Below are 12,577 nucleotides of genomic sequence, written 5' to 3'. Positions count from 1 at the left end.
GTGCCCCGGGAGGGCGGCGCCCGGTGGCCCGTCCGGCCGCCGCGCGCCGCCCGTCCCGCCCCGCGTACGCCCCGATCGGTGCCCGCCGACTCCCGAACTCGCCCGGTCGGCGCTAGCTTCGGAGCATGACCGTCACCCCGCCCCACTTCGCGCACGATGCGACCGCCGTTCGTGAGGCCACCGACCGGCTCCTGATCTCGCTGGGCAAGCTCGACGACGCGGCGATCGGCGAACCCTCGCTGCTGCCCGGATGGACCCGCGGCCACGTCCTCGCCCATCTGTCGCGCAACGCGGACGCCCTGGTCAACCTCCTCACCTGGGCGCGGACGGACGTCCGTACGCCGATGTACGCGAGCGCGGAGGCCCGGGACGCCGACATCGAGCGGGACGCCGACCGCTCCCTGGAGGCGCATCTGACGGACCTCAAGGAGAGCGCCGCGCGGTTCGACGCCGCGGTGGACGCGCTGCCGGAGGCGCGCCGCGCCTTCGAGGTGGAGATGCGCAACGGGGTCGTGGAGCGCGCCGACCGGCTGCCGCTGCGCCGGCTGGCCGAGGTGGAGCTGCACCACCTGGACCTCGGCGTCGGCCACACCCTGGACCAGCTGTCGCCCGCGTTCATCGACGACGAGCTGGCGTTCCTCACCACCGTCAAGTTCGCCGGGCACCCGGGCCTGCCCGCCCTGGAGATCCGCACCGACGACGGCCGCCACTGGCGCACCGGCCGCGCGGCCACCGGCCCGGGGGACGCGCCCATGGTGGTGAGCGGCTCCGCAGCGGCCCTGGTCGGGTGGCTCACCGGGCGCGGCGACGGCACGGAACTCGACGGTCACGGCTCCGCGCTGCCTGTCGTACCCCCGCTCTAGAGTGGGGTTCATGGCCTACAGCGGAGCAGTGAAGGTCGGCGGACCGGCCGACGTGCACGAGCTGACCGACCTGATGATCTCGAAGGTCGCGGTCGGTCCGATGGACAACAACGCCTATGTGCTGCGGTGCCGGGCGACCGACGAGCAGTTGCTGATCGACGCGGCCGCGGACCCGCACACCCTCCTCACGCTGATCGGCGACAGCGGCCTGGCGTCCGTCGTGACCACGCACCGCCACGGCGACCACTGGGGTGCGCTGCGTGAGGTGGTCGGCGCGACGGGCGCGCGGACGTACGCGGGCCGGTACGACGCCGAGGGCATCCCCGTCCCCACGGACGTCCTGGTCGACGACGGCGACACGATCACCGTCGGCCGGGTCCGGCTGACGGCGCGCCATCTGGTCGGCCACACCCCCGGCAGCATCGCGCTGGTCTACGACGACCCGCACGGCCCCCCGCATCTGTTCACCGGCGACTGCCTGTTCCCCGGTGGCGTCGGCAACACCTGGGGCGACGCCGAGAAGTTCAGCAGTCTGATCGACGGCGTGGAAGGCAAGCTCTTCGGCGAACTCCCCGACGAGACCTGGGTCTATCCGGGCCACGGCAACGACACCACCCTGGGCGCGGAACGCCCGCATCTGGCGGAGTGGCGCGAGCGGGGCTGGTAGCGGGGCTGCGGCCACCGGCCGTCGGGACGTGCGGAGACGGGCCGTGTGCCGGCCCGTCTCCGGCTGCTCAGGCCTCGATGCGCTCCTTCGCGTCCGCGTCCGCCGCCTCGGCCGCCGCCTGCTTCTTCGAGGCGCGCAGGCTGGTGAGCGTGGTGACGACCAGCACGGCGCAGATGACGCCCAGGGAGACCGGAATGCTGATCTCCGGTACGGCCACTCCGGACTCGTGCAGCGCGTGCAGTACGAGCTTCACGCCGATGAAGCCGAGGATGACCGACAGGCCGTAGGAGAGGTGGACCAGCTTTTTGAGCAGGCCGCCGATCAGGAAGTACAGCTGCCGCAGGCCCATCAGGGCGAAGGCGTTGGCGGTGAAGACGATGTACGGGTCCTGGGTGAGGCCGAAGATCGCCGGGATGGAGTCCAGGGCGAAGAGGACGTCGGTGGTGCCGATCGCCAGCATGACGATCAGCATCGGGGTCATCAGCCGCTTGCCGTTCTCGACCACGAACAGCTTGGTGCCGTGGTAGCGGTCGGTCGACGGGAAGCGCCGCTCGACCAGCTTCAGGAAGCGGTTCTCCTCGTACTCCTCGTCCTCCTGGTCCGCCCGCGCCTCCTGGATGAGCTTCCAGGCCGTCCAGATGAGGAACGCGCCGAAAAGGTAGAAGATCCAGGAGAAGTTGGCGATGATCGCGGCGCCCGCGCCGATGAAGCCGGCCCGCAGCACCAGCGCGATCAGCACGCCCACCATCAGCACCCGCTGCTGGTAGACCGCCGGGACCGCGAACTTCGCCATGATCAGGACGAAGACGAAGAGGTTGTCGACGCTCAGGGACTTCTCGGTGATGAAGCCGGCGAAGAACTCACCGGCCGGTGCGGTCCCGCCGAAGACCAGCAGCCCGAGGCCGAACAGCGCGGCGAGCGCGATCCAGACGGCGGTCCAGGTGCCGGCCTCCTTGAGGGAGACCTCGTGTGGTTTGCGGCCGCCGATGAAGAAGTCGGCGGCGATCAGGGCGCAGAGACCGAGGATGGTCAGCGCCCACAGGGTCAGGGAAACGTCCACTGCTCCTCCGGCAGAGTCGTACGGCACTCACAGCGTCGTCGCTGCCGGAGGTCTCTTCCGCCCCGCGCCGCCCGAAGGGCACGGGGCCGGCGTCCCGGGATCTCGTCACTTGCACGATCCGTGATGACGGGTGCGCCGCTTCGGGAGTACTCCCCTCCGCACCAAGAAGAGTAAAGGATGGCCAAGACTTAGTAAAGGGATGGGTAAAAGTGCTGGTCAGGGGGTTGGCGGCAGGGGTGGACCGGCGGGTTCGGTGCGGGCGGCGGCGCGGCGGGCCTCCGCGAGCCGGGTCAGCACCTGGCGCACCACCTGGCTGCCCTTCGGGGCGAGCGCCGGCTCGTACGTCCAGGCGTGGCCGACCCAGGGATCGGCGAGGTGGGCGTCCGGCACCGGCGTGATGCGCAGCAGGGAACGCCACAGCGGGTCCAGCACCGGGCCGAACTCCCGGGCCTGGGCGCGGTCGGCGACCATCATCAGATGGACCCCGGCCGCCGGGCCCTCGTCGGCCAGATAGCGGAGCATGGTCACCGCGCGGTCGTCGAAGCCGTGCGGGAAGTCATGGACGATCAGCAGCTGCTCGGCGGTGTCCAGATCCGGCGGGAGCGCGTCCGCGGCCCGGCTGCGCATCGCCATCTGCACCAGGTCCACCCGCCTGATCAGCCCCTCCAGGACCGTGGCCACCCCCTTGGCACCGGGCACCGGGGGCCCCGGCAGGACGCCGGTCTCCACGAGCGGCGCGCATGCCTGCGCCGCCGTACCGCCGGGGTCGATGACCTGCACGGCGAACTCCCCGGCGGGGTGGACGGCGAGCAGCCGGGCGGCGATCGCGACGGCGGCCTCCAGGGCGAGCCGCCGTATCTCCGCCGCGTCCGGCGGGCCGTCCGTCAGCGCGCTGCCCAGCTCGCGCCGGCCGAACTCGCGCTCCGGTCCGGGCTCCGTGGCGCGGGCGACGGAGTCGGGTCCGCTGTCGATCCACAGCCCGCGCTCCAGCGGGAGCCGGACGAGCATGGGGATGCGCAGGTCCAGCACCTCGGGGAGGTGCAGATCGCCCAGCCGCAGCGCCATCGGGCGCTCCAGGGGGACGTGGTGGCCCTGCCAGACGGGGTTGTCCCAGCGGGCGAAGGCGGGCGGCAGGGCGGGCTCGACGACCTCCGACTCGGCGGTCAGCTGCGCCAGGTCGCGGTCGAGGGCGGCGCGGGCCTGGGTCAGGAGGGTGGCGTGCCGGTCGCGGGCGGTGGCCCGGGCGACGTCGGCGGCGGTGCCGAGGCGGTTGCGCGGGTCGGCGAGGACCTCGTCGAGCTCCTGCTCCAGACGGGACGCGGCGAAGTCCGATGCGCTGCGGTAGGCCGCGACCGAGCGGGCCAGGTCCTCGAACATGCCCCAGATCTGGTTGTAGAGCCGCTCCTCCATGCTCCATCCGGCGGCGTCCCCGGCCACGGGCGGCGGCGGGCCGTCCGCCGCGGGGGCGCCGGCGGCGGATGCGCCGGACGGGGCCGGGGCGGGCGGCGTGGGGCCGGGTGCGGGGGTGCTGCGGCGCTTGGGGTGGCGGTAGTCGACGGGGCCGGCGGCGGCCGGGGCGCCGGCCGCGGAGGTGCCGACGGGGGCGGGGGCCGGGATCTCTCGCGCCGGGTCCGGTGCGGCCGCCGCCTCGACCTCGGCGGCCACGTCGGCCGCCCGGGCCAGCCCCTGGTCGTGCAGCAGCGCGGCCAGACCGCCGGAGTATCCCTGGCCCACCGCCCGCACCTTCCAGGCGCCCTGCCGGCGGTACAGCTCGACGGCGACGACGGCCGTCTCGGCGGTGAGTCCGGTGACGGTGTAGCCGGCCAGGCCCGTGCCGTCGATCGCGGTGAGCCGTACGGACGGCGCGGGGGCCGCGCCGAAGGTGGCCGGCGCGCCGCTCCGGGCGGCGAGCGCCAGCAGCACGCTGACCCGGTGGACGGCCGCGGGCAGCGCGTCGAGGTCCACCGTGAGGCGGTGCTCGGCGGCGGCCCGGTCGGCCACCTCGACGCCGGGCCGGCGGGGCGCACCCGGGTGGACGACGGCTTCGGCGCCCGGCAGCGCGCCCCGCTCGTCGCCGAGCGTCATCCCGGCCACGACGGGGACGCCCGCCGCGATCCGGATCTCCACCCGGCTCCGGTCCAGTGGTTGGTTCTGGCCCCGGACCAGCTCGGCCGTCATCGTTCTTCCCCCTGGTTGTCACTCGTCCCGGGCCCGCCCCGAGCGGCTGCCCGGGGCGCACGGCGGCGCGGCCCGGGTGCGCGCTGCCGTGGTGCTGCGGCTGCTTACAGGTGCGGGACGATCGCCGGGACCAGGTCCTGGAAGGTGCGGCCGACGGAGGGCTCGCCGATGGCGGTCATCTGCCAGCCGTTGCCGACGCGGTGCACCTTGGCCATGACCTGTGCGGTGTAATTGCCGCCGCCCGTGAGGGTGTAGCGGGCCAGCTCCTGGCCGGTGGTCTCGTCGACCAGCCGGCAGAAGGCGTCCTCCACCTCGGTGAAGGTCTGCCCGGTGAAGGAGTTGACGGTGAAGACGATCTGGTCGATGTGGACCGGCAGCCGCGCCAGGTCGACCAGGATCGCCTCGTCGTCGCCGCCCTGGCCGGCGCCGCCGACCAGGTTGTCACCGGTGTGCCGGACCGCGCCGTCGTCGCTGACCAGGTGCTGGAAGAAGACGACGTCGATCGGCTGCTTGCCGGCGAACAGCACCGCCGAGGCGTCGAGATCGATCTCCTTGGTCCGCCGGCCGAACAGTCCGCGGCGCGGCGCCGAGCGCCAACCGAGCCCCATCCGGACCGCGGTCAGCGTCCCCCCGTCGGACTTCTGCAGGCTGATGCCCTGTCCCTTGGACAAATTGACCGACACGCGCCGTCCCCTCTCTGTACCGTCCCGCCCACGTTTCCGGCGGCAGCCTCGACCCTACGCACGACGGCGGGCCCGGGGCGTCGCGGGCCCGCGTTTGTGGCGTTTCTGCAACACCAGGGCGGGCGCGCCACCCGTCCTGGTGAGTGCGCCACCCGCCCGGCTCCCACTACTTCACGCCGGCCTCCCTCATCTGCCGCAGCTCCTTCTTGAGCTCGCCGACCTCGTCGCGCAGCCGGGCGGCGATCTCGAACTGCAACTCGGCCGCGGCGGCCCGCATCCGCTCCGTCATCTCCTCGATGAGCTCGGCGAGTTCGGCCGCGGGACGGTCCGTCAGCGGTGCGCCCTCCTTGGCGCCCTTGCCCTTCGCCGGCTTGGCGCCCAGTGCCGGGACCGGCGCCTTGCCCTTGGTGTCCTTGGCGTCGCCCGGCTTGCGGTAGCCGCTGCCCAGCAGCTCCCGGGTGTCGATCTCCTCCCGGGCGATGGTGGCGACGATGTCGCCGATCTTCTTGCGGAGCGGCTGCGGGTCGATGCCGTGCTCCTTGTTGTACGCCAGCTGCTTCTCCCGGCGGCGGTTGGTCTCCTCGATGGCCTTCTCCATCGCCGGGGTGACCTTGTCGGCGTACATGTGCACCTGGCCGGAGACGTTGCGCGCGGCGCGGCCGATGGTCTGGATCAGCGAGGTCCCGGAGCGCAGGAAGCCCTCCTTGTCGGCGTCCAGGATGGCCACCAGGGACACCTCGGGCAGGTCGAGGCCCTCACGCAGCAGGTTGATGCCGACCAGGACGTCGAACTCGCCGGAGCGCAGCTCGCGCAGCAGCTCGACGCGCCGCAGGGTGTCGACGTCGCTGTGCAGATAGCGGACCTGGATGCCGAGTTCCAGGAAGTAGTCGGTGAGGTCCTCGGCCATCTTCTTGGTGAGTGTGGTGACCAGGACGCGTTCGTCCTTCTCGGTGCGGGTGCGGATCTCGTGCACCAGGTCGTCGATCTGCCCGTCGGTGGGCTTGACCACGACCTCCGGGTCGACCAGGCCGGTCGGGCGGATGATCTGCTCCACGAAGCCGTCGCCCCGGGCCAGCTCGTACGGCCCGGGGGTCGCGGACAGGTAGACGGTCTGCCCGATGCGGTCCAGGAACTCCTCCCACTTCAGCGGCCGGTTGTCCAGGGCGGACGGCAGCCGGAAGCCGTGGTCGACGAGGGTGCGCTTGCGGGAGGCGTCACCCTCGTACATCGCGCCGATCTGCGGGACGGTGACGTGCGACTCGTCGATGACCAGGAGGAAGTCCTCCGGGAAGTAGTCGATGAGGGTGTTGGGCGCCGAGCCGGGCTCGCGGCCGTCCATGTGCATGGAGTAGTTCTCGATGCCGGAGCAGGAGCCGATCTGGCGCATCATCTCGATGTCGTACGTCGTGCGCATCCGCAGCCGCTGGGCCTCCAGCAGCTTGCCCTGCTTCTCCAGAGTGGTGAGCCGGTCGGCCAGCTCGGCCTCGATCCCGGCGATGGCGCGCTCCATGCGCTCGGGGCCGGCGATGTAGTGGCTGGCGGGGAAGATGTACAGCTGCTGGTCGTCGCTGATCACCTCGCCGGTGAGCGGGTGGAGGGTGGAGAGCGCCTCGATCTCGTCGCCGAACATCTCGATCCGGACGGCCAGCTCCTCGTACACCGGGAAGATCTCGATGGTGTCGCCGCGGACCCGGAACGTGCCGCGGGTGAAGGCCAGGTCGTTGCGGCTGTACTGGATGTCGACGAAGCGCCGCAGCAGCTGGTCGCGGTCGATCTCGTCGCCGACCTTGAGCGGCACCATCCGGTCGACGTACTCCTGCGGCGTGCCCAGGCCGTAGATACAGGACACCGAGGCGACCACGACGACGTCACGCCGGGTGAGCAGGGAGTTCGTCGCGGAGTGGCGCAGCCGTTCGACCTCCTCGTTGATGGAGGAGTCCTTCTCGATGTACGTATCGGACTGCGGGACGTACGCCTCGGGCTGGTAGTAGTCGTAGTAGGAGACGAAGTACTCGACGGCGTTGTTCGGCAGCAGCTCGCGGAACTCGTTGGCGAGCTGGGCCGCGAGGGTCTTGTTGGGCGCCATGACGAGGGTCGGGCGCTGCAGCTTCTCGATCATCCACGCGGTGGTCGCCGACTTGCCGGTACCGGTCGCGCCCAGCAGGACGACGTCCTTTTCACCCCCGCGGATGCGCTGCTCCAGCTCGGCGATGGCCGCCGGCTGGTCACCACTGGGCTGGTACGGGCTGACGACCTCGAAGGGTGCCACCGTGCGTTCGATCTTTGATACGGGCCGCATGGGATCCACCGTACGACCCGCCACTGACAATCGACGTGGCAATTGCTCCGACCTGCGATGTCGGGGCGGCCTCAGCGGCGGGGCGGCACTGTCCGGCGGGCGCGGGAGGCGGCGCGGCGGCGTCGGCCGGATGCCGCGGGGCCGCCGTCGCGGGGCGCCCCGCTGATCACCGTCCGCCGGCGCCCCGCGGCGCCGGCTTCATGATCGACCGGGCCCCCGCGCCAGGCGGTCCCCGAGTCCAGCTTTTCTGCCCGTATGACCAAAACCGGTCAGAAGCGCGACGGGTGACGCATCATCGGCCAAGATGCGCGGACGCCCCGGCTCCGGCAAGTTGGACGGCGGCGGAAGCGTACGTCTGTTGCATGACAGATCCGGGCATCCTGCAATTGCGCGACGCTCCACACGGCACACCGGCCATGTCTCGTTCAGCGCCCGGCCACCACACGACCGCCTCCCGTCACGGCCCGGCTGCGAGCCTCTTCCGTCCCTCCGGTTCCTGTCCGTTCTCGTCAGCTCACCTCCACGACGTCACGAGGAGTCCGTATGCGTATTCGCCCCGTTGCCACCGTCGTCGCCGGTGCGCTCATGGGTCTGTCCGCGCTCGTCCTCTCCCCGGCCGCCGCCCAGGCCGCACCGCACCGGAACACCCCGGTGACGGTCGCCCACCGCGGCGCCTCGTCGTACGCCCCCGAGAACACCCTCGCCTCCATCGACGAGGCCGCCCGGCTCGGCTTCGAATGGGTCGAGAACGACGTCCAGCGCACCAAGGACGGTGAGCTGGTCATCCTCCACGACAACTCGCTCGCACGGACCACCAACGTCAAGACGGTCTTCCCCGACCGCTCCCCCTGGAACGTCTCGGACTTCACCCTCAAGGAGATCGAGAAGCTGGACGCGGGCAGCTGGTTCGCACCGAAGTTCGAGGGCGAGCGGGTGCCGACCCTCGAGGACTACATGGACGAGGTGGAGGAGAACGACCAGAGCCTGCTGATGGAGCTGAAGTCCCCGGAGCTCTATCCGGGCATCGAGCTGCAGACGCTCAGGGAACTGCGCCGGGTCGGCTGGCTGGACAGGGAGCACGTCCGGCACCGGCTGATCATCCAGAGCTTCAACGCCGACGCCATCAAGACCGTGCACACCGTCCGCCCGGACGTCAGGACCGGCTTCCTCGGGAACCCGTCGGTGGCGGACCTGCCGAAGTACGCGAAGTACTGCGACCAGATCAATCCGGTCCACACGGTGGTCACCCCGGAGTACGTCGCCGCCGTGCACGGGCTGCGGGGGCCGCACCGGCGGCCGCTGGACCTGTACACCTGGACCGTCGACGACGCGGCCACCGCGGTGAAGGTCGCCGGTCTGGGCGTCGACGGCATCATCACGAACAAGCCGGACGTGGTGCGGGACGCCTTGGAGGGCCGCGACCACTCCGGCTGAGCGCCGCCGACCTGCAGGGGTGGCCCGCGGCGGCCGCCGCGGGGCCGTTTCCCCGCCGCGTTGTCAGTGGGGCGTCCTACCCTGATCAGGTGACGAATTCCGAGCAGGTTCCGGGGCCGGCGGCCCGGGCGGACGCGCCGCCGAAGGCCGGGTCCGCCGCCCGGCGCGACTGGGCGTGGACCCGCCTTGCGACCCCCATCGGTCCGCTGCTGCTCGCCGCGACGCGGGACGGTCTGGTGCAGGTCGTCTTCCACGCGGACGAGCGGACGGGCCGCCGCGCGCTGACCCGGCTGGAGCAGTTCTTCGGCGGGCCGCCGCTTCCGGAGACACCCCCGCTGGCGACGGCCGCGGCCGAGCTCACCGCCTATTTCGCCGGGGAGCTGCGGACCTTCACCGTCCCCCTGGACTGGTCGCTGTCGTCCGGTTTCCACGCCCGGGTGCTGCAGACCCTGGCCTCCGGCGTCCGCTACGGCGACGTGGTCGGCTATCAGGACCTCGCCGACCGGGTCGGGGAGCCGGGTGCCGCCCGCGCGGTGGGTGCCGCGATGGGGTCCAATCCGCTGCCGGTCGTCGTGCCCTGCCATCGTGTCGTCGCCAGTGACGGCGGGATCGGCGGCTTCGGCGGCGGCCTGGAGACCAAGCGGCAGCTGCTCGCGCTCGAAGGCGTGCTGCCCGCGCCGCTCTTCTGATCCCGTCCTCCGGTTCCGGCTCCCGGTTCCGGCCGTCGTCCGTCCTCATCGAGGCCGGCTCCCCGAAGGGCAGTGCCATGTCCCGTCAGATCGCCCTGCTCCGCGGTATCAACGTCGGAGGCCACAACTCCTTCCCCAAGGCCCGGCAGCGGGAGCTGGCGGAGGCACTGGGGCTGAAGGACGTCACCGTGGTGCTGCAGACCGGCAACCTCGTCTTCGCCGATCCGGGCACCCCGCCCGGCGAGACGGCCCGGCGGATCGAGGACCGGATCGCCGCCGAGCTCGGCCTCACGGTGCCGGTGGTCGTGCGGACCCGTGACGAGCTGGCCGCCGCGGTCGCCGCGAACCCGTTTCCGCAGGCCGCGGCGGAACCCAAGAGCCTGCACCTCACGTTCCTGTCGGAGGTGCCGGCCGACACCTCGCGGCTGGACGCGATCGACCAGGCGGCGTTCGCGCCCGACCGGTTCCGGCTGGTCGGACGCGAACTGTACCTGTGGTGCCCGGACGGCATCGGCCGCTCCAAGCTCGCCGCGCTGGTGAGCCGCACCCCGCTCGGGGTGACGGCCACCGCCCGCAACTGGAACACCGTCACCAAGCTCCTGGCGCTGGCGGACGCCTGACGCCGCCCGGGCCCGCGGCTGTTCAGCGCCAGCCGTGGAACTCCCGCAGCCGGTTGGCGACGAGGTTGAAGCGGCCCCGGTCCAGGGCGCACGCCTCGCGCCGCATGCCCTCCGGGTGCACCCGCAGGACCCGGTCGAGCGCCACCCAGGAGTCGCGGCCCGCGCGGTCCCAGGGGCCGGCGCCTATGGCCACCCACTCCCGGTCGTTGCTGTGCCGTTTGCTGGACAGCTGGACCGCCAGCAGCGTGCCGCCGGTCTCCCGGGCGACGACCAGCACCGGCCGGTCCTTGCCCCGGCCGTCGTTCTCCTCGTAGGGCACCCAGGTCCAGACGATCTCGCCCGGGTCCGGGTCGCCGTCCGGGTCGGGCGCGTAGGTCATCCTGACGGTGCCGACGGAGCCCGGCCGGGCTTCCACGGTTGCGGTGGGCCCCTGGCTGCCGGGCAGCGCGTCGGCCGCGCCGGAGGGGTCTGATGCGGTGAAGGAAGAGGTCACGCCCCCACGCTAACCGCCGCCCTGAGCAGGGCGTTCAGCGGCCCCGAGCCGCGCTCCACGGCCCGTTGTCAGTGGTCGGCCGTACGGTTTTTCACAGCGGGGGACGGCCGTCGGGGCCGCCCGGGAGGGGAGCATCATGTCCGAGACCACGACGTACCTGGAACTGTCCCAAGAGGGCGGCGGCGCCCACAAGTTCTACGAGGTGACGGTGCGGGACACGGTCGTCTCGGTGCGCTACGGCCGGATCGGCGCGGCCGGCCAGCGGCAGACCTCGACGTTCCCGACGCGGGAGAAGGCCCAGGCCGCGGCGGCGAAGAAGATCGGCGAGAAGGTCCGCAAGGGCTATGCCCCGGCCGTCCAGGGGCAGCGCACCGCCCGCCCGGTGACGCGCCGTCAGGTGTCCTCGGCGCCGTCGACGGCCCGCGCGGTCGCGCCGGTGCTGTGGCGGTTCCGCACCGGCGCCGCGGCGTTCGGCATCCACATCGACGAGGACCGCGCCTGGGTCGGCAACCAGAACGGCGATGTGCACGCCCTCGGCCACGACGGCGAGGTGCTGGCGCACTACCGGCTCCCGGACGGCGTCAAGTGCCTGGTGGCGGACGACTTCTGGATCTACGCCGGCTGTGACGACGGCACGGTCTACGACCTCTCCTCGAAACTCCCGTTCGCCGCCTACGGCATCGCCCCCGACGTCGACATCTTCTGGCTGGACATCCACGAGGGCATCCTCAACGTCGCGGACCGCAGCGGCGGTCTGACGGTCATCGACCACGAGGACGAGTACCAGTGGTCGCGGCGCAGCACCGGCGAGCACGCCTGGATGGTGCGGCGGGACGAGCGCGCGGTCTACCACGGCCACCGCCGCGGTGTGACGGCCTATATGGCCGACGGCAGCGGCGAGTTGTGGCACACGCCGACCCAGGGGGCGGTGCTGTTCGGCTGGCAGGAGGACGACTCGGTGTACGCCGGTACCGACCGGCGGGTGGTCCAGCGGCTGGCGAAGGACTCCGGTGCGCTGGAGGCGACGTACGCCTGCGACACGGTCGTCTACTCCTGCGCGACGGCACCGGGCGGCCGTTACGTCTTCGCCGGCGACTCGGCCTCCTCGGTGTACTGCTTCGCCGCCGACGGCACCCGCCTGTGGAAGCTGGGCACGGGCGGGGGCTCGGCGCTGTCGATGCAGTATCTGGACGAGAAGTTGTACATGGTCACCACCGACGGGTCGCTGGTGTGCGTGGACGCGAGCGAGGCGGCGGTCGCCGCCGCCCGGGCGGGCACGGTGCCGGTGGCCCGGGACGTGAAGTCGGCCGCCGCGCTGCCGACGTACACGCCCTCGGCCACGGTGCGGACGGTGGCGTCCGCGGCCGCCTCGGGGATCGTGGTGGAGTGTGTGCAGGAGGGCGGCCGGCTGCGGGTCCATGTGGTCTCCGAGGGCTATGAGCCGTCCTGGAACGTCCAGTTCCCGCGGCACATACGCCAGCCCGGGGCGCGGTATGTCGTCGACGACCTGTCGGCGGCCGCGGGCGGGTTCTACCGCGTCCGCGGCGAGATCCGGCAGCTGGTCTGAGGCCGCCGGACCGTTCTGCGGCCG

The 12,577-nt window shown here is 72.1% G+C and carries 11 protein-coding genes; 6 read left to right on the top strand and 5 right to left on the bottom strand.

Going from position 1 to position 12,577, the window contains the following annotated elements:
- The first annotated feature begins 125 nt into the window (after positions 1-125).
- Positions 126-863, top strand: coding sequence for a maleylpyruvate isomerase family mycothiol-dependent enzyme (locus V2J85_RS16665; protein WP_330822034.1), 738 nt, complete (start codon positions 126-128; stop codon positions 861-863).
- A 10-nt stretch (positions 864-873) separates the two neighbouring features.
- A complete protein-coding gene (locus V2J85_RS16660; RefSeq protein ID WP_261952121.1) occupies positions 874-1,530 on the top strand; it encodes an MBL fold metallo-hydrolase in 657 nt (218 codons plus the stop codon).
- A 67-nt stretch (positions 1,531-1,597) separates the two neighbouring features.
- Here V2J85_RS16660 and V2J85_RS16655 read toward each other — a convergent pair whose 3' ends face one another.
- From V2J85_RS16655 to uvrB, 4 genes are all read right to left on the bottom strand, one after another.
- Positions 1,598-2,590: a TerC family protein gene (locus tag V2J85_RS16655; RefSeq protein ID WP_330822032.1), complete on the bottom strand. Its 993-nt coding sequence runs from the start codon at positions 2,588-2,590 to the stop codon at positions 1,598-1,600.
- Between the two features lie 216 nt (positions 2,591-2,806).
- Complete coding sequence (locus V2J85_RS16650) at positions 2,807-4,768, bottom strand: TerD family protein (protein WP_330822031.1); 1,962 nt, start codon at positions 4,766-4,768, stop codon at positions 2,807-2,809.
- A 104-nt stretch (positions 4,769-4,872) separates the two neighbouring features.
- Entirely contained in the window at positions 4,873-5,451 is a 579-nt protein-coding gene (locus V2J85_RS16645) for a TerD family protein (RefSeq protein ID WP_261952118.1), read from the bottom strand.
- A 166-nt stretch (positions 5,452-5,617) separates the two neighbouring features.
- The gene (gene uvrB, locus V2J85_RS16640; protein ID WP_261952117.1) at positions 5,618-7,750 is read right to left on the bottom strand and encodes an excinuclease ABC subunit UvrB; all 2,133 of its coding nucleotides are present in this window, start codon (positions 7,748-7,750) and stop codon (positions 5,618-5,620) included.
- Between the two features lie 543 nt (positions 7,751-8,293).
- On the opposite strand from uvrB, the gene V2J85_RS16635 reads away from it, so the two are divergent.
- The 3 genes from V2J85_RS16635 to V2J85_RS16625 all read left to right on the top strand — a co-directional run bounded on the left by V2J85_RS16635 (position 8,294) and on the right by V2J85_RS16625 (position 10,493).
- Positions 8,294-9,184, top strand: a complete 891-nt coding sequence (locus V2J85_RS16635) for a glycerophosphodiester phosphodiesterase (RefSeq protein ID WP_261952116.1) — start codon at positions 8,294-8,296, stop codon at positions 9,182-9,184.
- A gap of 89 nt (positions 9,185-9,273) precedes the next feature.
- On the top strand, positions 9,274-9,873 hold the full coding sequence (locus V2J85_RS16630; RefSeq protein WP_261952115.1) for a methylated-DNA--[protein]-cysteine S-methyltransferase: 600 nt from the start codon (positions 9,274-9,276) through the stop codon (positions 9,871-9,873).
- A 77-nt stretch (positions 9,874-9,950) separates the two neighbouring features.
- Complete coding sequence (locus V2J85_RS16625; protein ID WP_261952114.1) at positions 9,951-10,493, top strand: DUF1697 domain-containing protein; 543 nt, start codon at positions 9,951-9,953, stop codon at positions 10,491-10,493.
- 22 nt (positions 10,494-10,515) lie between these two features.
- On the opposite strand, the gene V2J85_RS16620 is transcribed toward V2J85_RS16625, so the two are convergent.
- Positions 10,516-10,986 (bottom strand): type II toxin-antitoxin system PemK/MazF family toxin, encoded by a 471-nt coding sequence (locus V2J85_RS16620; RefSeq protein WP_201802071.1) that lies wholly within the window; start codon positions 10,984-10,986, stop codon positions 10,516-10,518.
- 136 nt (positions 10,987-11,122) lie between these two features.
- On the opposite strand from V2J85_RS16620, the gene V2J85_RS16615 reads away from it, so the two are divergent.
- Positions 11,123-12,553, top strand: coding sequence for a WGR domain-containing protein (locus tag V2J85_RS16615; protein WP_261952113.1), 1,431 nt, complete (start codon positions 11,123-11,125; stop codon positions 12,551-12,553).
- The last annotated feature ends 24 nt before the right edge of the window (positions 12,554-12,577 follow it).

The organism is Streptomyces bugieae, from assembly GCF_036352915.1.
Classification (GTDB): domain Bacteria; phylum Actinomycetota; class Actinomycetes; order Streptomycetales; family Streptomycetaceae; genus Streptomyces; species Streptomyces endophytica.
This window is presented reverse-complemented; position numbering and strand designations above follow the sequence as displayed.

Excerpts from the sequence above, each read along its gene's own strand:
- V2J85_RS16615 (WP_261952113.1), top strand. The coding sequence starts at position 11,123 with ATGTCCGAGACCACGACGTACCTGGAACTGTCCCAAGAGGGCGGCGGC.
- V2J85_RS16665 (WP_330822034.1), top strand. The coding sequence starts at position 126 with ATGACCGTCACCCCGCCCCACTTCGCGCACGATGCGACCGCCGTTCGT.
- V2J85_RS16625 (WP_261952114.1), top strand. The coding sequence starts at position 9,951 with ATGTCCCGTCAGATCGCCCTGCTCCGCGGTATCAACGTCGGAGGCCAC.
- uvrB (WP_261952117.1), bottom strand. The coding sequence starts at position 7,750 with ATGCGGCCCGTATCAAAGATCGAACGCACGGTGGCACCCTTCGAGGTC.
- V2J85_RS16660 (WP_261952121.1), top strand. The coding sequence starts at position 874 with ATGGCCTACAGCGGAGCAGTGAAGGTCGGCGGACCGGCCGACGTGCAC.
- V2J85_RS16650 (WP_330822031.1), bottom strand. The coding sequence starts at position 4,768 with ATGACGGCCGAGCTGGTCCGGGGCCAGAACCAACCACTGGACCGGAGC.
- V2J85_RS16635 (WP_261952116.1), top strand. The coding sequence starts at position 8,294 with ATGCGTATTCGCCCCGTTGCCACCGTCGTCGCCGGTGCGCTCATGGGT.